At 68.8% G+C, this 22,460-nt stretch carries 22 protein-coding genes and 5 pseudogenes; 10 read left to right on the forward strand and 17 right to left on the reverse strand.

What is annotated here, in order from left to right; genetic code table 11:
* The first annotated feature begins 79 nt into the window (after window positions 1–79).
* On the forward strand, window positions 80–640 hold the full coding sequence (locus ACZ5C2_RS30590; RefSeq protein ID WP_468798632.1) for a TetR/AcrR family transcriptional regulator: 561 nt from the start codon (window positions 80–82) through the stop codon (window positions 638–640).
* Window positions 641–1,132: 492 nt separating this feature from the next.
* On the opposite strand, the pseudogene ACZ5C2_RS30595 reads toward ACZ5C2_RS30590, so the two are convergent.
* Together ACZ5C2_RS30595 and ACZ5C2_RS30600 are read right to left on the reverse strand one after the other, a co-directional pair.
* Window positions 1,133–1,409, reverse strand: a pseudogene (locus ACZ5C2_RS30595) (transposase); the annotation flags it as partial.
* 97 nt (window positions 1,410–1,506) lie between these two features.
* Window positions 1,507–2,094: pseudogene (locus ACZ5C2_RS30600) on the reverse strand (TerD family protein); the annotation flags it as partial.
* Window positions 2,095–2,333: 239 nt separating this feature from the next.
* Between ACZ5C2_RS30600 and ACZ5C2_RS30605 the strand changes: the two are divergent.
* Complete coding sequence (locus ACZ5C2_RS30605; protein WP_468798635.1) at window positions 2,334–2,543, forward strand: hypothetical protein; 210 nt, start codon at window positions 2,334–2,336, stop codon at window positions 2,541–2,543.
* A 14-nt stretch (window positions 2,544–2,557) separates the two neighbouring features.
* Here the strand turns inward: ACZ5C2_RS30605 and ACZ5C2_RS30610 are convergent, their stop codons facing one another.
* Together ACZ5C2_RS30610 and ACZ5C2_RS30615 are read right to left on the reverse strand one after the other, a co-directional pair.
* On the reverse strand, window positions 2,558–3,676 hold the full coding sequence (locus ACZ5C2_RS30610) for a fatty acid desaturase family protein (protein ID WP_468798638.1): 1,119 nt from the start codon (window positions 3,674–3,676) through the stop codon (window positions 2,558–2,560).
* A gap of 7 nt (window positions 3,677–3,683) precedes the next feature.
* A complete protein-coding gene (locus tag ACZ5C2_RS30615) occupies window positions 3,684–4,739 on the reverse strand; it encodes a ferredoxin reductase (RefSeq protein ID WP_468798641.1) in 1,056 nt (351 codons plus the stop codon).
* 86 nt (window positions 4,740–4,825) lie between these two features.
* On the opposite strand from ACZ5C2_RS30615, the gene ACZ5C2_RS30620 reads away from it, so the two are divergent.
* Window positions 4,826–5,965: a PucR-like N-terminal domain-containing protein gene (locus ACZ5C2_RS30620; protein ID WP_468798644.1), complete on the forward strand. Its 1,140-nt coding sequence runs from the start codon at window positions 4,826–4,828 to the stop codon at window positions 5,963–5,965.
* 801 nt (window positions 5,966–6,766) lie between these two features.
* Here the strand turns inward: ACZ5C2_RS30620 and ACZ5C2_RS30625 are convergent.
* Window positions 6,767–6,940 (reverse strand): hypothetical protein, encoded by a 174-nt coding sequence (locus ACZ5C2_RS30625; protein WP_468798647.1) that lies wholly within the window; start codon window positions 6,938–6,940, stop codon window positions 6,767–6,769.
* Window positions 6,941–7,165: 225 nt separating this feature from the next.
* On the opposite strand from ACZ5C2_RS30625, the pseudogene ACZ5C2_RS30630 reads away from it, so the two are divergent.
* From ACZ5C2_RS30630 to ACZ5C2_RS30645, 4 genes and pseudogenes are all read left to right on the forward strand, one after another.
* Window positions 7,166–7,354 (forward strand): annotated as a pseudogene (locus ACZ5C2_RS30630) (TIGR02679 family protein); the annotation flags it as partial.
* 209 nt (window positions 7,355–7,563) lie between these two features.
* Window positions 7,564–7,722, forward strand: a complete 159-nt coding sequence (locus ACZ5C2_RS30635; RefSeq protein ID WP_468798650.1) for a hypothetical protein — start codon at window positions 7,564–7,566, stop codon at window positions 7,720–7,722.
* Window positions 7,723–7,727: 5 nt separating this feature from the next.
* On the forward strand, window positions 7,728–8,294 hold the full coding sequence (locus tag ACZ5C2_RS30640) for a hypothetical protein (RefSeq protein ID WP_468798653.1): 567 nt from the start codon (window positions 7,728–7,730) through the stop codon (window positions 8,292–8,294).
* 357 nt (window positions 8,295–8,651) lie between these two features.
* Window positions 8,652–8,867, forward strand: coding sequence for a hypothetical protein (locus ACZ5C2_RS30645; protein WP_468798656.1), 216 nt, complete (start codon window positions 8,652–8,654; stop codon window positions 8,865–8,867).
* Between the two features lie 651 nt (window positions 8,868–9,518).
* Here ACZ5C2_RS30645 and ACZ5C2_RS30650 read toward each other — a convergent pair.
* A complete protein-coding gene (locus ACZ5C2_RS30650; RefSeq protein ID WP_468798659.1) occupies window positions 9,519–10,280 on the reverse strand; it encodes an isocitrate lyase/PEP mutase family protein in 762 nt (253 codons plus the stop codon).
* Window positions 10,281–10,932: 652 nt separating this feature from the next.
* Here ACZ5C2_RS30650 and ACZ5C2_RS30655 point away from each other — a divergent pair.
* Complete coding sequence (locus ACZ5C2_RS30655) at window positions 10,933–11,115, forward strand: hypothetical protein (RefSeq protein WP_468798729.1); 183 nt, start codon at window positions 10,933–10,935, stop codon at window positions 11,113–11,115.
* Here the strand turns inward: ACZ5C2_RS30655 and ACZ5C2_RS30660 are convergent.
* From ACZ5C2_RS30660 to ACZ5C2_RS30675, 4 genes and pseudogenes are all read right to left on the reverse strand, one after another.
* A pseudogene (locus ACZ5C2_RS30660) lies at window positions 11,090–12,110 on the reverse strand (DUF6357 family protein); the annotation flags it as partial. The gene ACZ5C2_RS30655 and the pseudogene ACZ5C2_RS30660 sit on opposite strands and share 26 nt — an antisense overlap.
* Before the next feature lie 100 nt (window positions 12,111–12,210).
* Entirely contained in the window at window positions 12,211–12,864 is a 654-nt protein-coding gene (locus ACZ5C2_RS30665) for a DUF6357 family protein (protein ID WP_468798662.1), read from the reverse strand.
* Window positions 12,865–13,742: 878 nt separating this feature from the next.
* The gene (locus tag ACZ5C2_RS30670) at window positions 13,743–14,348 is read right to left on the reverse strand and encodes a dihydrofolate reductase family protein (RefSeq protein ID WP_468798665.1); all 606 of its coding nucleotides are present in this window, start codon (window positions 14,346–14,348) and stop codon (window positions 13,743–13,745) included.
* Between the two features lie 294 nt (window positions 14,349–14,642).
* Window positions 14,643–15,020 (reverse strand): DUF6233 domain-containing protein, encoded by a 378-nt coding sequence (locus tag ACZ5C2_RS30675; RefSeq protein WP_468798668.1) that lies wholly within the window; start codon window positions 15,018–15,020, stop codon window positions 14,643–14,645.
* A gap of 119 nt (window positions 15,021–15,139) precedes the next feature.
* Here ACZ5C2_RS30675 and ACZ5C2_RS30680 point away from each other — a divergent pair, with 119 nt between their 5' ends.
* Complete coding sequence (locus ACZ5C2_RS30680; RefSeq protein ID WP_468798671.1) at window positions 15,140–15,850, forward strand: hypothetical protein; 711 nt, start codon at window positions 15,140–15,142, stop codon at window positions 15,848–15,850.
* 69 nt (window positions 15,851–15,919) lie between these two features.
* On the opposite strand, the gene ACZ5C2_RS30685 is transcribed toward ACZ5C2_RS30680, so the two are convergent.
* Entirely contained in the window at window positions 15,920–16,354 is a 435-nt protein-coding gene (locus tag ACZ5C2_RS30685) for an Rrf2 family transcriptional regulator (protein ID WP_468798674.1), read from the reverse strand.
* Window positions 16,355–16,482: 128 nt separating this feature from the next.
* Here ACZ5C2_RS30685 and ACZ5C2_RS30690 point away from each other — a divergent pair, with 128 nt between their 5' ends.
* A complete protein-coding gene (locus ACZ5C2_RS30690; protein ID WP_468798677.1) occupies window positions 16,483–17,232 on the forward strand; it encodes an SDR family NAD(P)-dependent oxidoreductase in 750 nt (249 codons plus the stop codon).
* 602 nt (window positions 17,233–17,834) lie between these two features.
* On the opposite strand, the pseudogene pepN reads toward ACZ5C2_RS30690, so the two are convergent.
* The 6 genes and pseudogenes from pepN to ACZ5C2_RS30720 form a co-directional block, all read right to left on the reverse strand.
* Window positions 17,835–20,226: pseudogene (gene pepN, locus ACZ5C2_RS30695) on the reverse strand (aminopeptidase N).
* A 3-nt stretch (window positions 20,227–20,229) separates the two neighbouring features.
* Window positions 20,230–20,967: a tyrosine-protein phosphatase gene (locus tag ACZ5C2_RS30700; protein WP_468798680.1), complete on the reverse strand. Its 738-nt coding sequence runs from the start codon at window positions 20,965–20,967 to the stop codon at window positions 20,230–20,232.
* The gene (locus tag ACZ5C2_RS30705; RefSeq protein ID WP_468798683.1) at window positions 20,964–21,317 is read right to left on the reverse strand and encodes a hypothetical protein; all 354 of its coding nucleotides are present in this window, start codon (window positions 21,315–21,317) and stop codon (window positions 20,964–20,966) included. The genes ACZ5C2_RS30700 and ACZ5C2_RS30705 overlap by 4 nt, the downstream gene beginning before the upstream one ends.
* A complete protein-coding gene (locus ACZ5C2_RS30710; protein ID WP_468798686.1) occupies window positions 21,317–21,466 on the reverse strand; it encodes a hypothetical protein in 150 nt (49 codons plus the stop codon). Before ACZ5C2_RS30710 ends, ACZ5C2_RS30705 begins: the two co-directional genes overlap by 1 nt.
* Window positions 21,463–21,738, reverse strand: coding sequence for an AMP-binding enzyme (locus ACZ5C2_RS30715; RefSeq protein WP_468798689.1), 276 nt, complete (start codon window positions 21,736–21,738; stop codon window positions 21,463–21,465). Before ACZ5C2_RS30715 ends, ACZ5C2_RS30710 begins: the two co-directional genes overlap by 4 nt.
* Window positions 21,699–22,442 (reverse strand): ABC transporter transmembrane domain-containing protein, encoded by a 744-nt coding sequence (locus ACZ5C2_RS30720; RefSeq protein ID WP_468798692.1) that lies wholly within the window; start codon window positions 22,440–22,442, stop codon window positions 21,699–21,701. The genes ACZ5C2_RS30715 and ACZ5C2_RS30720 overlap by 40 nt, the downstream gene beginning before the upstream one ends.
* Window positions 22,443–22,460 lie beyond the last annotated feature (18 nt).

Here is a 22,460-nt window from a genome sequence, read left to right on the forward strand (position 1 = left end):
AGTGGACACGTGTCCGCTGCTTGGTCCACCCTACCGGACACGTGTCCACTTGTCGTAGGCGGAACATCAGGAGAGGCCCATGAGTGCGCCAGCACGCCGTCCGGACGCGGAGCGGAACCGGACCCGCATCGTGGAGGCTGCCCGCGCGGCCCTCGCCGAGTCCCGCCACGTCCACCTCAACGAGATCGCCAAGCGCGCCGGTGTAGGACAGGGAACGCTCTACCGGAACTTCCCCAACCGCGAAGCGCTCCTCGCCGAGGTCTACCGGCGCGACGTCGAAGAACTCGTGACCGCTGCCTCCACTCTGCTGGCGGCCCACGAGCCCGTGGAAGCTTTGCGTCGCTGGCTCGACCGAGTGATCGACTACGCCGAGATCAAGTACGGCGTCCTGGCAGCGCTGGAGCCGGCCGCTTGGCAGGACCTCGTCGCTCACAGCCAGAACCCCATCGAAGGCGCCCTCGGTCACCTGCTGGACGCCGGGAAAGCGGCCGGTTCCCTCCGCGCGGACGTGGACGCCCACGGGGTCCTCCTGCTGATCGCCTACCTCGGCCGACTGGACCAGGATGAATGGGAATCAACGGCGCGGCCTCTGATGAACGTCGTCCTCGACGGCCTTCGCCGACAGGACGCGGACCGGTGAGGCAGCAGAACACCGAGGACATCCTGAACAGCACCCCCCCCAACATCGCCACATAGCAGCGGAGAGACATCGACTCCGCCACCGAGCGGTGTCAGTTCTCATCGACATTTCACGGCTCGGTGATCGACAAGTTCTGCCTGAGCTCGTCGGCACGTAGTGGCCGCTCCCACCTGCGAAGCCACACGGCACAGAGGTCGTGGCGGCGGACAGGAGTTCCTCGAAGTCGGCAGCGCGTTTGATGACCGCGGACAGAAGGGCGTATGGCAGATGGCCTTCGGTGGGCGGAAGCGGTTCCCCGGCCCAGGGCCGGCGTCCGGTGGCCGGCGACACCTGCAAGTACGGCATCGACGGGGGCAGCCGATGCTCTGCAAGCCGGCCGCGAAGTGACACCCCCTGGCCGCAACGGCATCGGCTCCCACCCTGTGATCAGGGTGGGAGCCGGTCTCATGCGCGGCAGACAGTCATGCCGGGGCGACGAGAACGCCGGGAAGGTCACCGGCCTTCACGGCGTCCTGGTCGATGGCCACGCCCGTGTAGGCGCCCACAGCGGTGAACTCCAGCTCCCTTCAGAGCGGTCTTCCAGCGCATGGTCCAACGGGCCTGTCCCTTGCCGGTGGGGTCCAGGCTCATGATGGCCATGTAGACGCACTTCAGAGCGGCGGTCTCGTTCGGGAAAGTGCCCACGGGCCTTGACCGCCCGCCGGATCCTGGCGTTCCCGGACTCGATCGCGTTCGCGGTGCAGAGGATACGGCGGACCTCGGTGTCGAAGCCGGCCCTCTTGCGGAGGTCAGGTGAGGGCGGGCCTGCGCAAGAGGACGGTCTCGTGGCGGGCACAGACGGCGTTGCTGCCGCCTGTGCCCCGGCGTCATCCGGTCCTGGTGCGTCCCTTGGACGGTGTCCGGCGTGTTGTCGGGGTGTTGAGGTGGACGACGACGGTGGTGTAGAAGCGGTGCACGGCGTCGTCGACGCTGCGGATGAAACCTGTCTCGGCGTTGCCGCGGCCGCTTCCCATGCTCTTGAGCAGGGACAGGCGGAACCCGGTGATCTTGGTGTCGTTGTCCTTGGGGAGCAGGTCCGCGGGTTCGGGGCGCAGGCGCTCCAGGGTTCCGCGCGGGCCTGCGGTTTCGCTGTCGAGGAGGGTTTCGACGTGCAGGTCCGCCGGCGCCTCGGCCAGGTACCGGACGAGCCGCTTGGCCCAGCTCAGGGGGTAGCCCTGCTCGGGAGCAGGGATGTCGATGGCGGTGCGCAGTCTGCCGGTGCGCAGGTCGGCGCTGACGGCCAGGACGCCGGGGGTGCTGTCGATGCGCAGTTCCGCCTGGAGCCGCCCGTTCAGGCAGAGCTGGTCGGCGAGGCGGTTCCGGCGTTCCTTGGGGTCCGTTCCGCGCTTGGCGCGCTGGACGGGCAGGACTTTCTGTCCGAGTTCGCCGCCGAGCCTGAGGCAGACCTGGCGGATGAAGGCCCCGCACCGAGGGAGGCGCGAGCGGGGCCGTCGTCATGTGGGGAGATGCGGGCCACAGTCCGGGCAGAGAAGAACCAGAAACTCGTCCATCACGACATTTTTCGAACCTCGGCCGGGGTGAGGTGGCGGCAGGTGTCCTCGACCACACCCGCCTCACCGCACAGGACGCGGGGTGAACCCGGTCCAGGACGCGTCACACATCGGCAACCGTCTCGGCGAACCGTGACCAGTCGATGAACTCTCAGTCCCAGCGGCGGCGGACGCACTCCTCGGGCAGGACCCTCATCCCGCCCTGGCGCACCCTGGAACCTTCGCTTCTCCCGCATGCCACTGCCGCCTACCTCACGCGGCAACCAGGGCAGAACCTCACGCTGTCGGCGTCCGGCGTCCGGCGCCGGTGCGCCACGGCCGCCTACGCCGCCCGGTACGGCCGAAAGATCTGAACCAATGCCGGGTATCAGGCCGCGATGAGCTCCTGCTCGCGGTCCGGCGTCTTGACCTTGGGCTTCTTGTTCGGCAGCGAGAGCCGGAAGACCTTGTGCCACGCGGAGAACACCTGCTTGGGCAGCGGCCCGGTGACATACTCCAGCTCGTACTTCTCGAACAGCGCGCGCACCTTCACCGCGACCTCGGCGTACCGGTTGCTCGGCAGGTCCGGGAACAGGTGGTGCTCGATCTGGTGTGACAGGTTGCCGGTCATGAAGTGCATGGCCCTGCTGCCGCTGATGTTCGCCGAGCCCATCATCTGGCGCAGGTACCACTGGCCGCGCGTCTCGCCCTGGATCGACCGGCGCTCGAAGACTTGCACGCCCTCGGGGAAGTGCCCGCACATGATCACCGAGTGGGTCCAGATGTTGCGGACCAGGTTCGCGGTGAACGTGGCGGCGAGCGTGGTGAGGAACGACGGGCCCGACAGCAGCGGGTGGATCACGTAGTCCTTGAGCACCTGCTTACGGATCTTGCGGCCCACGGCCTTGGCCCGCGCGCGGAACTCCGGGTTCTTGCGGCGGCGCTTGTGCAGGTTCTTGCCGAGTTCCAGGTCGTACGCTGCGATGCCGTACTCGAAGAAGCAGGCGTTGATGAAGTTCCACAGCGGCTGGCCGAGGTGGAACGGGTGCCACCTCTGGTCCTCGTCGACGCGCATGATGCCGTAGCCGAGGTCGTTGTCCTTGCCGATCACGTTGGTGTACGTGTGGTGCAGCTCGTTGTGCGAGTGCTTCCACTGCTCGGACGGCGAGACGTGATCCCACTCCCAGGTGGTGGAGTGAATCTTCGGGTCCCGCATCCAGTCCCACTGGCCGTGCAGGATGTTGTGGCCGATCTCCATGTTGTCCATGATCTTCGCCACGGACAGACCGGCGGTGCCGAGCAGCCACGCGGGCGGGAAGATCGAGAACAGCAGCACGCCCCTGCTGACCAGCTCGAGCTTGCGCTGCGCCGAGATGACCTTACGGATGTAGGCGGCGTCCTTTTCGCCGCGGTCGGCGATCACCTCGTCGCGGATCGCGTCCAACTCGCGGCCGAGCTCCTCGATCTGCTCCGCGGTCAGGTGGGCGGTGGGGTCGATGGCGGTCAAGGTGCTCCTACCGTTCGATGTCGCAGGGGCCCGCCGCGGCGGACACGCAGGTCTGGATGAGGACGCCCGGCTCGGCCTCGGTGATCTCGCCGGTGCGCAGGTCGCGGACGGCGCCCGCCTTGAGCGGCGTGACGCAGCCGAAACAGATGCCCATGCGGCACCCGGAGGGCATGAGCACGCCGGCCTCCTCGCCGATGTCCAGCAACGGCGTGGCACCGTCCGCGTCGACGGTCTTGCCGGAGGCGCTGAACGTGACCTCGCCGCCGTCGCCGGCGACGACGATGCTGGGGCGGAAGCGTTCGGTGTGCAGGCGCTCTTGGACGCCGTGCTCGGTCCAGTGTTCTTCGGCGGCGTCGAGCAGGCCCGCGGGCCCGCAAGCCCAGGTCTCGCGCTCGGTCCAGTCGGGCACGAGTTCATCGAGACGGGCGATGTCGAGAATGCCGTCCGTGTCGGTGTGCACCTCGGTGAGCCGCAGCTTCTTGTCCGCGACCAGGCCGTGCAGTTCGTTGCGGAAGATCACGTCGTGCGGCTGTGGCGCGCAGTGAACCATGACGACGTCGTCGAACTCGGTGTCGCGCAGCATGCCCATCACGGGCGTGATGCCGCTGCCGGCCGTCAGGTAGAGCACCTTGGCGGGCCTGGCTCGCGGCAGTACGAAGTCACCGGTCGCCTGGTCGAGCTGGATCAGCGTGCCCGGTTTCGCCCTGCGGACCAAGTGGTTGCTGACCTTGCCGTCCGGGATCGCCTTCACGGTGATCGTGACGCGGCCGTCCTGGCGGTTTGTCGGCGAGGTGAGGGAGTAGGCACGCCACAGGCGCACCCCGTCGACGTCGACCCCGATCCGCACGTACTGACCGGCTGTGTGGCCACGCCAGCCCCGTCCCGGCCTGATCACGATGGTCGCGGCGTCACCCGTCTCGGGGTGCACGGCCTCGATGCGCCCACGCAGGTCAGCGCCCGCACGCAGCGGGCTGACCAGGTCGAGGTAGTCCGACGGCAGCAGCGGCGTCGTGACCATCTCCAGCAGTTTCCACGCCCTGCTGCGCAGGGCTGCACTCGTCATGTCTCCAGCTTGCTGCGCCTTGGGGCGTAAAGTCCTGACCGCAGAACGTGAATCTGGTCGGCTGAATTGTTCGCAGGGAATAGAACGTGAGCTATGCAATCCGGAGGGTCAGCGAACTGGCCCTGGATGAGACGACAGTCACCGCACTTCGGGCCGCGCTGAAGAGCACCGCCGACGAGGTTGTCCAGGCGATCATCGACGAGGTCCCTCCCTACGCCAACGCTCTTTCGGGCCACATGGGCGCCACCATCCGCCGAGCCGTCCGCACCGCCCTGGGGCACTACCTGGACCTCGCGAGCGGGAACGCCACAGGCGGCGACGCCGGTGACGCCGCCTACGAGCTGGGCCGCGGCGAGGTGCGCGACGGCCGTTCGATGGACGCCCTGCTCAGCGCCTACCGCGTTGGCGCCCGCGTGGCCTGGCGATGCCTGGCAGCGGGTGCCGTACCCGCAGGTCTGCCCGCCGCCGAGGTCGCCAAGTTCGCCGAGCTGACCTTCGCCTACATCGACGAGCTCTCCGCCGCGAGCGCCGCGGGCCACGCCGACGAACTGGCCGCCCGGGGCAGGGCCCACGAGCGCCACCTGGAACACCTGGCCCGCGACCTCCTCGCCGGCGCGAGCCCGGATGTGCTGCTGGCCTCCGTTCAACGGGCCGGGTGGCAGCCTCCGGTTTCGCTGACCGCGGTCCTGCTGCCCGCCGCACAGGCCCGGCCTGCCTACCGCGCGCTCGACCCGAGCACCCTCGTCCTCGACGATCTGCCGGACGCCACCGGTGTGCTGCTTGTCCCCGATGCGGACCGATCACATCTCTTGAGGCAGCTGACCGGCCGCGCCGCCGTGGTCGGCCCGGCCCGGCCATGGGCTCGTGCGTCCGCCTCGTACGCACGAGCCGTACGCGCGCGCTCCCTTTCCTCCGATATTCGCGACACCGAGGACCACCTGCCCGAGCTGGTGCTGAGCGCCGACGTGGAGGCGTTCGCAGACCTACGTGCCCGAGCCCTCGCACCGTTGCGGACCTTGCCTGTCGCGACCGCAACGCGGCTGGAGGAGACGTTGCGGTCGTGGCTGCTGCACCAGGGCAGGCGGGAGGAGGTGGCGAAGGCGTTGTTCGTCCATCCCCAGACGGTCCGGTACCGGATGTCGCAGCTGCGGGAGCTGTTTCCGGATCTCGCATCGCCACACCGGGTCCTTGAGCTGACGCTGGCGGTCGGTCTTCGGGTCAGCTGACGCGTACTTCGACCGTCCACGACCGCGTCCGCGAGCGGTCCAGGCATCATGCCTCGTTCTCGGTGCCATCAGATGGCTCGTGCGGCCCGTCGAAGAGCGGTATGAGCCAGCTGAGACCGGGGGTTGACGTGATGACCGGACAAGGCCTCGGGAAGCCCGTCGGAGGCAATGTCTCTGAGAAGCGCGGTGACGGATACGGCTCGACTGGATCCGTTGGACGAAGGGCCCCGGCCCGCTCGTCGACGCGCTCAGCAAGTCATCGGCCACGGGAGTGTCGGCACCGGCGTGGCGGGCGCCATCGCCACCCTGCGCACGGTTCCGGCAGGCGTGCAGCCCCGCCTTCCGACGGTGCGCCAGATCCGGCTGGCTCACCCGTCCCCCCGCAGCCCTGACCGAGGCAGACCGCGCCGGCCTGAAGGACGTTCTGGCCGTGGTCCCGAACTGGCATGGTCGCCGGGCAGATTCGCGACTTCGGCGGAATGCTCGCCGACCGCCTCGGCGCCACGCTCCCGGCCGCCCTGATGCGACGCATTCGACCTGTCTCTTATTCTGAACGCGTTCAGTCGGTCATGAGGAAGGGATACGGATGAGCACTTCGGCGCCGCCGCGTTGGCATGGGCTGTGTGGCTTGCGCTGATGCAAGTGGCGAAGCGGCCCGCGTTGATCAGTCGGCGCCTACGGGCGAGTGGAGCAACGCAACGCCTCTACGGCTCGGAGAACCTGCCTCACCCGTCCCCGCCCAGTCGCATTCCCGCTGCTGACGTACATCGCGGACCGCGACGGCACGAACACTGCCACCCATCAAGCGTCCCGCTGGCTCTTCCCCGCCGTCGGGCAGGCCAGCCTGCCCGCCCCGACCACCTTTCCGCGCTTCTGGGCGAGATCGGCGTCCCGGTCGTCGCAGCTCGCGGAGCCGCCATCCGACAACAACTCCTTGAGCTGCCCGCCCCCGTTGTCGCGGACGCTCTCGGCCATCAAGACAAGACCACCAGCCGCCTCCTCAAGGAGACCGGCGGGACGTGGAGTCGATACGCCGCAGGCGACCACCTGCACTCGCCGTCCGGCTGGACTCTACTCGACCGTGTGCGTCGCAATCGTCGTCACGAGACGGGACTGTAGTGATCTTCGAGCCCGCTCCAGCCGCTCAGGGAGGTCCTTGAGGAACTCGGCCCGCCACTCACCGACCGCCGTGCCGTCCGCGCGTCCCACGCGGCGCAGCGCGAGCAGGTCTGGTCGTCGCCCGCCTCGGCACTGGACGCTTCCCCGCTCGCCGGGCAGGGCTGGGCCCGGCAGTGGTACGACCTGCTGCGCCGCACCGGCGTTCCGAAAGGAGTGACGCCCAAAACGGCGGTACGAGCGCTGCAACAGGCAGTTCAGGTCCTGACCGTACTGCTCGGCCCGGAGCAGTACGGCACCCGGGGCCGGGGAGAGCTCGCCGCCGTGACGACCGTCCTCAACTGGCTGGACCTCCCGCAGGAGATCCAGGACTCGATCCACGCGGGAAGCACCTCGCCCAAGGCCGGCTACACGCGGTCGACCATCAAGGATGGGCAGGACAACAACTCCTCCGAGAGCGCGCACGCTCTCCAGCTGAAGGCGTGGACGCGCTGCAGGCCCTGGCCGACGTGGCGGGGCTACCGCTGGACGCTTACCTGGCGCAGGTGGCCGAGGAGAAGCGGCGTGAGCGCGCCCTGGACGAGCGTCGTCAGCACCTCCCCGAACCCAGCCCGACACCCCACCCGGCCACGGCAGGATGACCGGCATGGACCAAGGATGGGCGGCCGTCATCGCCGCCATAGCCGCCGGCGTCTTCGGCATCACAGGCGCCCTGTGCGGCATCGTCGTCGGCCGCCGACAGGCCGCCGACCAGGCCACTGTCGAACACGGCCACTGGCTCCGCGAACAACGTCTGAAGGCCTACACCGACCTGCTCACCCACTGGGACGAAGCCATCCAGGACCTGCGCCGGTTCCAGGACGGGTGGAACGAGCAGGTGGAGTCCCTCCAGGAGGGCGGGTTCGTCGTTCACCCGTCGGACGTGGCAGCGCGGAAGTGGGACGAGGTCTGGGCCAAGCTACGGCCGCGTCTCGAACAGGCAGAACTTTTGGGCCCCTCCGCCGTCACGGAGGCGGTACACGACCTCCTAGCCGTATGGCGGGACGTGAGCGACGTGCTGCACGAGCAGGGCTCACAGGATCCGTTCGAGGTGCCGCGGGTGGAGTGGCTTCAGGTGACGGCGCGCGCGTCGGTGGAGCGGTCGAATTTTCACGTCGCGGTTTCGAACGTGATGCGCACGCCGCCCAGCCCGCGGGGTGAGCCGCTGCTGTGAATGGGCGGGCCGTCGGTCGTTGGACCGGTCGTCATGGGGCGCATGCCCGGCCGGAACCCCCTGACACCCCGGCCGGCCCGCGCCAAATCCGCGGACGCGATACAGCTTCTGAGTGACGCTCCGGGAGCTGTGCCAGCTCCTCCCCTCACCAGCCCTGCAAGCCGGGTCGTGGAGGCGCTTCAAGAAGGTCCCATGTCGAGACCACTCCAGTCCGACGGCGGCGGGCGAACGTTCCCCCGGGCCTGTGGAGCGTCACGTGGGGCGGTTGGCGGGTGGTGGGGCATCATGCCGGGTCGAGCGTCTGTGCGCCCCCAGGGCCCTCTCCCGGCCTGGATGCGGCCGGTCCACGGTGCATGCATGGGGGACATCAAAGAACGCGCGTGTGTGGGGCGTGGGGACGGCACGGACTGCCCGAACGGCGAAGACGCCCTCGAGGACCTGGTGCGGTGCGAGGAGTGCCAGCACCATTGGGAGCTGGACAACCTTGAGCCGGGCCGGCGGACGGTGGTGGATGACGGGCTGACCCGTCCGATGGGCGACCCCAGAGAGGTGGGCCCGGGGACGGCCGCGTAACGGCTACTGGCAGGTGCGTGGGTCGTCGCCCATCTCCAGGCTGGCGATCAGCGCGTCCATGCCAAGGCGTGTTCCTGCGCCACCGAGCAGAACGACCCGTCCCCGGCTCCCGCGGAAGCGGGTCGCTGAAACCGCGATGTCGCTTCCCGGGCTGTGCGGTGGACAGCCGGGAGACCGCCAAGTCGATCTTCATGCCGTCCGGCTTCTGGTAGTCGAGTGGCACCTCCAACGTTCCACAGGCCAGGTGGGGGTCACGGGTTTGTCCCTCGGCCAGGGCCGGGCACTTGCCCCAGGTGCGACGGCGCGGAAGCCCTTGAGTCGGTCGATGGCACGCTCGACAGTGTTGCGCTTCTTGTAGTGCTCGCGGTCGAATTCGCCCCCACATCTTGATCATCAGCATGCAGGGCGTGTACAGGAAGCCGAACGAAAACCCCGGCCTGGTGAAGTGCAAGGCACTGTCCTTGGGCCCGGCCGCAGTCCCGGCAGAGTCGCCGGCATCCGGGCTCACGGCACAACGGGACCGCACCGCCCCGAAGGCCGGCAACGACCGCTGGGGCCCTCGGTGCAGCGCTACCGGATTCCGCAGAGGCGCGTCACCTCCGCCGGAAGTGCAAGGACACCGGCGGCCGGCCCCGTCGTCCGGTCAAGTCCTCAGGGTGCCCACGGCTTGAGCATGTCCTTCATCGCGTCCGCCATGGCGAGTTGCAGCAGTGGGCCGTAGGTGATCCGGCCCACGCCGAGACGGCGGAAGCGCTCGAGATCGTGCCTGACAGGATGGGCCGTGGAGTTCACTGGAACGGTGACGGCGCCAGTCACCGCCGCGAGCAGGTCGTCGTCGTCCTGAATGCCCACCGGGTAGACACTGTCGGCGCCGGCCTTCTCCAAGGCACGCAGTCGCTCGATCGCCTCGTCGAGGACATCGGAAGCATCCTGCGCGTGTATGAAGAGGTCGGTGCGCCCGTTCACGAAGACCGGGACCCCCGAGTCGTCAGCCGCCGTGCGCAAGCCGGCGACGTAGCTCGCGTGCTCCTGCGTGCTGCGCACGCGGCCACCGTCCGAGTGGACGGTGTCCTCGATATTGAGACCGACCCCGCCGACCTCGATGAGCCCGGCGACGAGGTCCTCGGGCTTCTGCCCGTACCCGGCCTCCAGGTCCACGGACACGGGGACGTCGACCGCTGCGATGATCGGCCGGACGGCGGCGAGCACCTCCTCGAAGGTTTGCCCCTCGTGGTCGTCGGCCCCCCGGGAGTCGGCGAGTGGATGGCTGCCGATCGTCAGCGCGTGGAACCCGGCGGCGACTGCCGTGCGTGCGGACCAGACGTCCCAGACGGTCGGCAACACGAGCGGCTTGTACTGGGCGTGCAACTGCTTGAGGCGTTGAGCGCGCTCAACGGTGGTGTGAAAGGCCATGCCAGGGACGCTACCCCGGGATCGCCGCGGACAACGTGCTGACAGCCGTCGGCCGGTGACGGGAAGACGAACTTCTGGGCTCCCACCGGGGCGGAGGGCTCGACCGACTGTCGGAGTCGCGTAGCGATCCGTTTAGCAGGCCGGACCACGTCAGTGCCGGCGAGGCATACAGTTCCCGCCGTAACGGCCGCTACCTGAGGACGCCGTCCGGCACACCATGCCGCGAACCGAAGCGTCCCACAAGCGCACGGTTCTCTCGCGTGCTTGTCCGCCCCGTCAACGGCACCTCTGCGTCGTCGTGCGGGGCCGGGCGTGGGTGCCTCGGCCTTGAGCTGGGTGCTTAGCGACGCCGGGCTCGGCACGGCACCATGTCAGTGCCGTGCCGTAGGTTGCCGGCTATCACGCCCTCCCGGCGACGAGGGGATGAGGGTCAAGCGCCGAGCCGGGCCCTGCGCGAGATCGGTGGCAACGTGCGCGGCCTGCTCGCCTTCGACCCGGCCCTCGTCCACGCCATCGACGCCACCAGCCCTGAGGTTTAGCGCACAACAGCGCTGCTGACCGCACGCCGAGCCTGTGAGGAGGCCGGGCTCACCGACCTCGGCTGGATCGCCGCAGGGCTCACCGCCCTGGCCGAGGGCCGCCCTTTGCCGCCATGATGAAGCCACCGGACCGCGCCGCACCACTGACACCGCAGCCCGGGGCAGCGATGCCGTACACGATGAGGGTCACCTTCGGCGATCCGGACTCGTCCCTGCGGATGCCCCAGCCCCACATGGCCCTGCCCGCGCTGCTCGGCGCCGCCGAAGCCGACCCGTCTTCTCGTCCTCGATGGTGAACACTTCGTTGTCCGCGGCGGAGCGATCGCCGACGAATTGCCAGAACTCTGCGGAGGCGCTGCGAGAGCCGTCCCTCGGCCACTTCTTCTCTGCGCTTTTGTCGTCCGTGAACGACAGAGCCGTCTTTCTCGCACTCCGACCGTGGCCGGCGCGGTCGTCGGCAGCCTCCGCGTCAATCTTCCTCGGTTGTGCTCCTGGAGCGGTCCGCAGTCTCCAAGCACATCAGGAAGCTCACCGTACGCACCGTATCGTCGACGAGTCCGGGGTATGCACGGCGGACAGCCGAGTCGACCGTCGTCGCCACCCGATCCCAGTCGTGCTTGTCCGTGGCGCGTTTTCCCCGTCGCGGATCGATGCCGATCCGCATCCCGGCACACGCCTGCTCCGCGGTGGCGATCACACTCATCACCTCCCGCAGCAGCGCGGAGTCGACGGCATCGGGCATCCGTCTGGGAACCGTCGCGCCGTGCGTGTACTGGCCCGTGTACCGCAGAATCGCAGCGTCGAGCGGGCCGGGGACTACTCCGCGCTCGGCGCGACGGCGGTCCGCACGATGCTCTTGGGCACGCTTTTCGTTCCATGTCTCGGTCGCCGAGCGCATCGCCGCGCAGACCTGTCCGCGCTCGAGGAGATCGATGTCGGCCCCATGGGCGACGAGCCGGCTCCAGTCCCACCGGATGTGTCGGAAGAGCGCATCGACGTCTGCGGGAGAGGAGAGGAGAACCGGGTCCAGGAGCGCGACGGCGGCGCTCTCGTTGAGCCGGCCCGCAGTTCCGGCGTCGTCGCACAGCGGAAGGACCGCACTCCACAGCAGTAGGTGTCTGGGCAGATGCTCCCGGATCACCGTGAGATGGGCTTCCTCGATGGGGAACGTGAACGTGCGAGGCTCATGGTTGGCGTCGGCCCCGGCGCCAAGCATCAGCCTCAGTTCGCCGTCCTTGCTGATCACGTCCGGGATCCATCCGCTACTGCGGGTGAACACGATGTCTCTCATGGGTCCAGGGCCTCTCTGGAGCGGCACCGGCTGGACGTGGTCGCCTCGGGTGCAGTGCGAGCATCACGGGGATGTTGCGACCCTGCCCCGCAGCACCTGGTCACGACCACCGTGCACATTCGGCGTCGAGGCGTGCGTCGGTGCGTACCCAGACTTCGCCGTCGGCGGCCTCGGCCGGGGCGTCGACTCGTTCGATACCGAGGAACTCGATCAGCTTGAGCAGTTCGGCTCGTTCGGCTCGGTCGTCGTCGACATCGTGCGAGTCGAAGAAGACGTGATAATGGCCGCTCGGGTCCACGATGCCCGAAGCTCCCCAGAGCCGAGCCACTTCTTCGATCGCCGCTACTTCGCTCGTGAACGTGGCGGCGCGGGCGGCGCCGCGAGTCTCCGGTGATGCGTCGAGGTCAGCGAGGTCGGAGAACCACTGGCCGAAGCGGTCCAGGCCGGCATATCCGTTTTCGAAGAACAACATTGCGCTCGGAAGGTAGCGATTGGCTCGGTCGACCTGGAGGTATTCCGATCGAGGCCGGTTAGCGCCCTTGACCCGGGCGATCACACCCTGGCCGGGCATGAGTACGAGACTCTGCCCCGCCGGCTCGTCACCGATGGTGTAAGTGTCGGAGTTCCGATCCCGGAAGAACGCAGAGAACGCCACGTAGGCTTCCTGAGCGTCGTCCACGGAGACCTGAGCGTCGTTGCCGTCACCGACTGCGAAGACGAACTGCTTGGGTTTGGGGTCGTATGGGCGGGCCATGGTTGTCCTTCGTTCATGTGGTGACTCCAACAGCTTAGGGTCCTGTCCGGCGGGTCATGTGAATTTTCAACCAGTTGCTCTTGACTCGGGCGTGGGCAGGGGGATCTAACCAATTGCGAGTGGTCGCTCCTGCCAAAGGGCGTTGCACAAGGCCTCGAACTGGGCATTTCCCCGGTATGGCGGGGGTGTTGAGGGCCAAGCGGGTGTGGGCGGAGACGTTCACGGACCGGCGCGATGCGCCGCTCGCGGGGCGGAGACCAAGAACGGCCCGCCGCGCTACACCCAGGACGGTCCGGTCGACCCCGGCGGCTGGAACATGTCTGCCTGCCACCGCGGCCGGCCACGCCTACGGTCACAGCAAGGGCAACATCAGCAAGAGAGGTAGGTAGGTGGCCGCCGCCCGTGGGGGCAAGCGCGGCCGCCCTGGCAGCGTCCGGGCCGTGGTTCCTCGTGAGGGGGCCGATCGCGTCGCTGACGGAGCATCACCGTCGGGCAGGCGAGCAAAGATCAGCGTCCTGCCTCGACGCCAACCTCTACCGAATGCGGCATCCCAGGCTGGTAGTAGGCCGGAACCTCGCCGTCACGGGCGTAGCCGACCTGGTGGCTCCCCACATTCGTTGCGATAGACGGTGAATGCGCGATTGTCCCGCGACATCGCAGCCAGGTGAGCGGTGTTGTGACCGGACAGCGCAGACCGAGCCAGGAATCGCGTTCGGGCGCACGATCGCCTCCGGGTGCGAGAGAAACCTTGGCCCGTCAACCGCGCTACGACCTGGGCAAGACGTCCTGACCTTGGCCGTACCGCCCCCAATGAGAGTCTTGCTCCGCGTCCGCCGGCGCCGGCCTGGCGGCCGTCCAGACCGGCGGACGCGGCGACGTCAGGCGGGGCCGCCGAGCGGCGGGTGCTCGAGCACGCGGGGCTTGTACTCGACCAGCTGGATGCGGCCGTCGAAGGTGCGGTGCCCGATCATCTCAAGGGCAACGTCCGGATAGCCGTCGTAGATGCGTTCTTCGCCCGTTGCCCCGGTGATCACCGGGAACATCACGACCCGGAAGCGGTCGACGAGTCCGGCGCGTAGCAGGGACCGGCACAGGCTGAGGCTGCCGATCGTGCTGAGGAGCCCCGAGCCACTCGACTTCATGGCGCGGACCGCCTCGACGGCGTCGTCACGGACGAGCGTGGAGTTGGCCCACGTCAGTGGCTCCTTCAGTGAGGAGGAGAACACCACCTTGGACGCTTGTGTGAGCTCGTCGACGGACGCCTCTTCCTCGGGCCTGAACTCGTCTTGGCCATTCGGGACCTCGCCTGCGGCGAAGCCCGACATCAGGCGGTAGGTGTTCGCTCCCATCAGGTAGGTGGCCTCGGGTTGCTCGCCGAGCCATGCGAGGTACTCCGGGCCTTCGAGGCCCCAGAACCCGGGCCATCCCTCTCCCGATGCGTGGCCGTCGAGGGAGGTGATGAAGTCGACGAGAAGCTCCGACATGGCGGTGTCCTTTCTTAGGGTGTCACGAGCTTGGACCGGCCGGGAGCCACAAACTCATCGGCCGCGCCGTGGAGTAACGCGAAAGCCCATGACGCTGCAGCCGGTCTGTCCCTCATCCCCGCCCTTTTCCAAGGCTCCCTCGATGCCAGGCAGGCAAATGCCAGGCAGGCAATACGCAGCTTCAATGCCGTAGTGCGACCGGAACGCGGTCCACCGCTCGTTCTCCGCGCGGAAGCACGAGCCAGTGATATTGCTGCGGATGCGTGACATTGACCGGATGGCAGGAGTGTGCGGTCAGTGCGCCGCGGCGGCAGTGAGGGCGGAGTCGCTGGATAACTCGCTGATGCCGAGCGCGCTGTCGGGCCGGCAGTGCCCGCACGCTTTGAGTCCTGCGGTGAGCAGGCGGCGGGCTTCGTCCCCATCGACGGGGCGGCGCCGCTTGCCGGCCATGTAGCAGTCGCCTGCGTGGACCTGCAGGGGTGGGCGCCGGTCACCGATGCCGAGTTCGACGATCCACTCCGGCGGCACCGGCCGGCTGCGGCGACCGCGTTCCTCTTCGGCCTGCCGCCTGGTGAGAGTGGCGATCTTGGCGTCGATGCGCTGCAGCCACAGGGCGTGCCAGACCCGCAGGGTGTGCAGGCGGTCGAGGTCGGGCGGCAGGTCATCGAACACATTTTTGATTCTATGCTCACGATTCACGGCTTGTGCACTCGCACGTTCGCGTGTCTGTTCGATAGCGGGGGGTGGTAAGAGGTGGCCGTGCTGAGACTGCAGAGGCCGCATCAGCAGGCGTGGCGCCGACGCTGACGCATGTGCGCTGCCCGGACCGCTGCGGGGGGACCTATCGGCACGTCCTGGAGGAGCTCACCGAGCTTTCGCCTGTGGTGCAGGCGCTGCCGCCATCGGCTGCTCCGGCGGAGCTGAAGGGTGCCCTGCGCTATCACGGCACGGACACCCGGCGGCTGGGGGAGATGCTGAGGGGCCGTACGATCTCCCGCCTCGGTGTCGACGTCCGTATCGGCATCGGTTCCTCCATCACTGTTGCGGCCACGGCCTCCGCCCAGGTTCTTGAGCCCGGCGGTGTCCTCGCCGTCGCGCCCGGCCAGGCCGCGGGCTGGCTTGCCCCGCTGCCGGTGGAGGCCCTGCACGGTATCGGCCCGCGCCAGGCCGGAGCCCTGCACGAGTACGGAATCCACACCGTCGGCCTACTCGCCGCCGTCTCACCCGCCACGGTGCAGCGCCTGCTCGGAGGCGGCGAGCTGTTCGCTCATCCGCTCGAGGACCCGCTCGGCGACGGCGAGCTCATCCCGCTCGGCCCCCACCTCCGCCAGCTGCTTGGCCAGCTGTTCTTCGAGTTCGTCCAGCTCCGCGCGCCGCGCGGTGATCCGTTCCAGCAGCTCGGGATCCAGCATGGACCGGATCCTGGAAGCCGCCCGGTCGCGGTGCGTGCGAACGTCAGGATGGTCCTGGGGCGAGAGATGGCGCCACCGTCTTTGGCGTGACTGGTTGCCAGGTATTCACTGGCTTGGGCATCGACGGGGACCTGGTGATGTCAGGGTGTAACGGGGAGGCTAGCGAGGTGCCGCGAGTACGTCCCGGAGTACGTTCTCGAGCGTGACGCGGGCCAGCTCGTGTCTCAGGGTCTCCTCGATGCCCTCGTAGATGCCCTGCATCGCCGGCTGGATGCCGTGACCCACCACGCATTCCTGATTCGGAGTCGTGCGGTGCATGGCGAACAGCGGGCCGGGCTCCACTGCCTCGTACACGTCGAGCAGGGTCATCGACTCCAGCTCGCGCGCCAGCGACCAGCCCGCCCCCACGCCCCGCCGGGACTCCACGAGCCCGGCCCTGCGCAGCTCGCCGAGCAGCCGCCTGATCACCACGGGGTTGGTGTTCGCGCTGGTCGCGATCTGCTCGGAGGTGGCGACCTCATGGCCCTGGCGCTGGTAGAGACCGATCCAGGACAGCGCGTGGGCGGCAATGGTCAACCTGCTGTTGGCGCTCATGTACCCCTCCTCCCGGCCGCAACGCTTCATGTTACGACAACGCAGTCGTAACAGTGAAGGTTGCAACAGGCTGTCGTAACAGTTAACGTTGCGACAGTCGGGAAGGGTCAATCAACGAGGTGAGAAGAATGAGCAAGCCACTCATGGGCAAGGTCGCCCTGGTCACCGGGGGGTCGCGCGGACTGGGAGCCGCGACCGTACGACTGCTGGCCGAGCAGGGCGCCGACGTCGCCTTCACCTACGTCAGCTCCGAGAAGCAGGCGCAGGCCGTCGTCGACGAGGTGCACGGCAAGGGAGCCAAGGCCATCGCGTTCCATTCCGATCAGGCGGACACGAGCCGGGCGCCGGCGCTGATCGACGACGTGGTGGCGCACTTCGGCGGCCTGGACATCCTCGTCAACAACGCGGCGATCTCCGTGGCCGGCACGGTGGACGACCCGGACGCCGACACCGCCGCACTGGACCGGATGCACGCCACCAACTACCTCGGCGTGATCGCCGTCATCCGGGCCGCCTCCCGAGCGCTGCGCACGGACGGCCGCATCATCACGGTGAGTTCCGGACTGGGCTCCCGGGTCGGCGCCCCCGGCCTTGCCGACTACGCGGCGACCAAATCCGGGATCGAGAGGTACACCATGGGCGTCGCACGCGACCTCGGGCCCCGGAACATCACGGCCAACGTCGTGGAGGCCGGACTGATGGAGGGCGGCATGCAACCGCCGGACCCCGAGACCCTCAACGCCCTGGTCAGCTCGCTGTCCCTGCAACGCATGGGGCACCCCGACGAAATCGCCGCGGCGATCGCCTTCCTGGCAAGCCCCGCCGCGTCGTACGTCACGGGCGCGGTGCTGGACGCCCACGGCGGCTACAACGCCTGAACCCCCCGAGAGACATCACGCCTTCGGGGCGAGCACCGCCGACGACCCGCGACAAGGCGTACGACTCGAAGGCTGTGGGCGGTGAGCTGCGACGCCGCTGCGTCCAGGCGGTGATGTCCCGCAAGGGCTCCCCGCATCAGGGGCCTGGGCAAGCTCCGCTGGTCGCCGAGCAGACCTTCGCCCTGCTCCACCGGTACAAACGCCTCGTGGTCCGCCAGCACGGCATCCCGGCAGGCGGAGCGCTACACCAACTCGGCGGGCAAGCCCGCCAAGTCAGGTGCTCGCTGGCTCGCCAAGAACCCCGGCAAGGCATGGAGCATCGTCCAACCTGAATTCGCTGGTCACGGGGCTGGCGTGGGCGGGGGCTGGGGTGCTCGTACCGGTCGGGGGCGTGATCGCCCGCCGCGACCGCCAACGGGGCGCCGAACAGCCGTGTGACCACGGCCCACGCCTCGTCGGGGGCGGTGCAGGCCACCCGGTAGCCGTAGAACTCGTACAGGTCGTGATCCATGTGTCGTGTCCAATCCGCGCTGCCCCGGGACCGGGGGAGGACCGCGGCGCACATGGCGTCGCGGTCGATGAGTGCCGCGCCGGATGCGGCGTCAGGAGGTGGAGTACGGCCCGTGGGCGCATGGCTCTCGGGCGTGCGATCTGTCGGCGGCCCGGGCCCGCTGGGCGCGGCAGGCGTCGTCGTGCTGCTCGCGCACGAGACGGCGCAGGGCGGGTGGCGCGTCGGCCTGGGCGTCCAGCCACCGGGCGGCGGCCTCGGCCGTGGCCGCGTCGGAGAGCGGCGGGAAGAGACCGAGGACGATCTGCTTGGCCATTTCGTGGCTGCGGCTCTCCCAGATGTCGCCGATCGTCTCGAAGTACCGCTCGGTGTACGGGGCGAGGAGAGCTTGGTCGGCGGTCTCGGTGAACCCGGCGATGGCCGCCTTCTGCACCGGGTTACTGAGGTCGCCGCGGTCGATCACGGCTGCCCAGACCTCCGCCTTGACCGCGGCCTCGGGACGGGCTGCCCGGGCCGTGGCCGCGTGGGCGGCTCCGGTCTGGGTGGGATCGTGCCGTTCCTCGGCGGCGATCTCCGCCTCACCGAGGCGGCCGGCCACGGCCAGCCGAATGACGGCCGCCCAGCGCAGCTCGGGGTCCGGGACAAGGCCGGGCGCGGGTGCGACGCCCTCCAGGATGCCTGCGACAAGGTCGAGGTGGGGCTGGGTGCGGGCGGATCATGTCCCAAACCGTGGTCCAGCACAAGGCGCGGGGGAGCGGTTCGGCGAGGGCGCCGAGCTGTCCGGCCAGGGTGCGCAGCGAAACCGCGTCGAAGGGCACCTTGGCGTAGGTCAGGTCGTCGTCGTTGATCAGCACCAGATGGGGCCGGGGGCGGCCGACCAGCTCGGGGACGTCGGTGAGCTCCTGCGCGAGGACGTCGGTCTCGGCGCGGTGCACGCGGCTCAGGGTGCCGGTCTCGTCCAGGTGGTAGAAGCCGATGGCGATGCGGTGCGGGCGCAGCACGGCCTCGACCGCGGCGCCGGCCGGGAGGGAGGGGGCCTCCTGCCGGACCCGGAAGCCGGTGATCGTGCCGTCGACACCGGTGTCGATTTCCGGCCGCAGCACGTTGACCCCGGCGGTCTCCAGCCGCAGTTCCGCCCAGCTGCCGAGGTTCCGGCCGGAGGCCGTCTCCAGGGCCCGCTGCAGGTCGGGCAGGCGGGTGTTGCCGTGGGCGTGGGCGGCGATGTAGGCCCGTACGCCGGCGAAGAAGGCGTCGGTGCCGACGTAGGCCGCGAGCTGCTTGAGGACGGCGGCACCCTTGGCGTAGGTGATGCCGTCGAAGTTGACGAGTACGTCTTCCAGGTCGTGGATCCGGGTGACCACGGGGTGGGTGGAGGGCAGCTGGTCCTGCCGGTAGGCCTTGGCCTTCTGGTGGTTGGCGAAGGTGGTCCAGGAGTCTGCCCACCGCGAACCGGGGGCCAGGGCCTGGCAGGCGAAGGAGCAGTACGTGGCGAAGGACTCGTTCAGCCACAGGTCGTCCCACCAGGCCATGGTGACCAGGTCGCCGAACCACATGTGGCTGAGCTCGTGCAGGACGGTCGCGGCCCGCTTACGGTAGGCGGCCTCGGTGGCGTGTGAGCGGAAGACGTACTTCTCGCTGAAGGTGACAGCCGCCGCGTTCTCCATCGCTCCCGCGTTGAAGCCGGGCACGAAGATCTGGTCGTACTTCTCGAACGGGTACGGGTGTTCGAACCGCTCCGGGAACCAGTCCAGGCGCTGCCGGATGACGGCGAACAGGTCCTCGACGTCGAGGTGTTCGGCCAGGCTGCGGCGGCAGTACAGGCCGAGCGGGAGGGACCGGCCGGCTGTGCGGTGCTCGCTGTGCACGGCGTGGAAGGGGCCGGCGGCGAGGGAGACCACGTACGTGGAGAGCCGCGGGGTGCGGCCGAAACTCCAGGTCCGGACGTTGTCGCCGGTCGCGTCACCGCATGCTCCGGCGACGACCGGCGGGGTGTTGGAAATGACAGTCCACTGGGGCGGGGCGGTCACGGTGAACCTGAACCGCGCCTTCAGATCGGGCTGATCGAAGCAGGCGAACACCCGGCGGGCGTCGGCCACCTCGAACTGGCTGTACAAATACGTGTGTCCGTCGACCGGGTCGGTGAAGTGGTGCAGCCCCTCTCCGGTCGTGCTGTACGCGCAGTCCGCCGCGACCCTCACGTGGTTGCGGCCCGCCACCAGGCCGGACAGCGCGATCCGTGAGTTCCGGAATACCTGGGCGGGTTTCAGGGAACGCCCGTTGAGGGTCACCTCGCGCAGAAGGGGCGCGCGCAGGTCGAGGAAGAGCGGCGCGTCCGGGTCGGCGCAGTCGAAGCGGATCTCGGTCACCGAGGCGAAGGTGCCGGACTCGGCGGCCGTCCGCAGGTCGAGAGCGACGTCGTACGTGTCGACCGCCAGGGCGCGGGAGCGCAGCCGGGCTTCCTCGGCGGTCAGGTTCGTGCCGGGCATGCGTCAGTCGCTCCCGTCGGTGAGCAGCCGGGCGCGCAGGGCACCGACGGTGTCGTCGGACAGCTTGACGCGGTCCTCGAGGTAGCCGTCGACGGAGCCGTACTTCGCTTCCAGATCCGCAAGGACGAGCCCCATGACCGCTGCGGGAGCGCGGCCGTAGCCGGGCCACCTCAGCTCGCGGCCCGGGTTGGCGGCCTTCCAGTCCGCGATGAGACGCTCGGTGGCCAGCTCGGTGAGCGCGAAGTCGGCGAGGACCGTCTCCCGGTCCACGCCGAGGAGGGTGAGGACGAGAGCGCCGATGAGCCCGGTGCGGTCCTTGCCGGAGGTGCAGTGGAACAGTACCGGGCCGGGGGCGTGGGCGATCTGCTCCAGGACCTGCCGGATCTCTTCGGCTCCGTCCTCGGCGACCTCGGCGAACCGGTCGGCAAGGTAGCGCCAGGGGTCGATCTCGGGGTCGATCTCGGCCTGGTCGTAGGGGCGGTGCTCGATGCTGAGGTTGACGTAGTGGAAGCGCTCGGGTTCCGGCACCCGGCCCTTGGCCTCGATCTCCCACGGGTAGCGCAGGTCGATCACAGTCCGGATGCCGAGCCCCAGGAACCTCACCCAGTCGGCGCCCTGCAGCTTGCCGAGCGAGTCGGAGCGGTAGAGGGCCTGCCACAGCACGGTGCGACCGTCGGAAGCCCGGTAGCCGCCCAGGTCGCGGAAGTTGTGCAGACGTTCGAACTCGACGTGCCGCTTCATCGGCTCTCTCCCTCATGCCTCGGCATCGTCCGTGACAATGCCGCCAGTTCCCGGTTGCTCCATGCGGTGCTCCCGGTGATCTCCTCGCCGAACCAGTCCGGTGGTACGAATTCCCGGGCCGTCCCGATGTCGGCGAACTCCACTTCGACCACGCGCAGGCCGGCCAGGGCGCCGTCGTACTCGTCGACCGTCGCCACATGCTCGCCGAGCGGGACCGTCCAGCGGAACTTGCTCAGACACTCACCGTCGGCAAGTTGCCACAGCTGATCGAACACCTCGTCGGTGACGGGGAATTCGACCTCTTGACGGACCATGGCGTCCGCGGCCCGGTCGAAGGTCTTCGCCGTCATCAGCCGTGTACCTTCCCCCGCGCGGACCGGAACTCCACCGGGGCCCCGGACGGAGTCAGATACGCCTGCCGCAGCCGCTCTCCAGCGGTGCCCGGGGGTACCTGCCAGCCCTCGGCGACCTTGAACTTCCGCTCGATCTCGGTGGTCATCGCAGCGTCACCCGCAGTTCCGTGTCGGTGGACAGACGCGCCCGGTCCAGCCTCTTGGAGGGGGCGAGAGGCATCTCGGAGACCACGGTGATCCGATTGGGCACCATGTGGGCGGGCAGCCGCTCCGCGCAGGCCTCCCGCAGCACAGTGGCCGTCCGCGCGATGGCCGCCGACTCCCCGTCGAGCGTGGTGTACACGACGAGGACGGATTCACCGCCGGCCGCCTCCTCGGTCACGGCCACGGCGTCCAGGACCCCGGGTACCGCGCGCACGACCGCCTCGATCTCGCCGAGCTATGGCGCCCAAGACGTTGAAGCGCTCGGTCATCATCGAGCTTATCTCCGCGTCCTGCTCCATCAGCGATCTGGTGATGCGCTGCATGCGACGCGTCAGCAGACGCGCGGGGGATCAGGAACAGCGGAATCATCACCAGGGCCGCCACGGTGATCTGCCAGGAGAGGTAGAACATCGCGCCGAGGACCAGGACCAGGGTCAGAACCGTGGAGACGGCCTGGGTGAGCAGAGTGGTCACGGCCTGCCGGGCGCCGACGACGTCCGTGTTGAGCCTGCTGATCAGCTTGCCGGTCTGTGTGCGGGTGAAGAACGCCCGTGGCTGCTGCTGCACATGCGCGAACACCTGGGTGCGCAGTTCGTAGACGACTCCCTCACCCATCCGGCCCGAGCACTGGCTCTTGACGTAGACGACCCCGGCGCTCACCAGGGCGAGTCCCGCCAGCGCCAGGCTGAGCCACACGACGACGTCGAGGTGCCCGGGCAGGATGCCGTGATCGATGATGTACTTGAGGATCAGCGGACTGGCGGCCGTGATACAGGCGTCGACGGCGGTCACCGTCAGCAACAGCGCGACCTGCCAGCGGTATGGCCGGGCGTACGGGAGGATGCGCCGCACCGTTCCCGGTCTGACCTGCTGGCGCTGGAGCGACTCGTCGCCCGGCCGCAGCCGTATCGGGCCCATGGACGGGCGGTTTAGCAC

It is taken from the genome of Streptomyces sp. NPDC031365 (genome assembly GCF_055569765.1).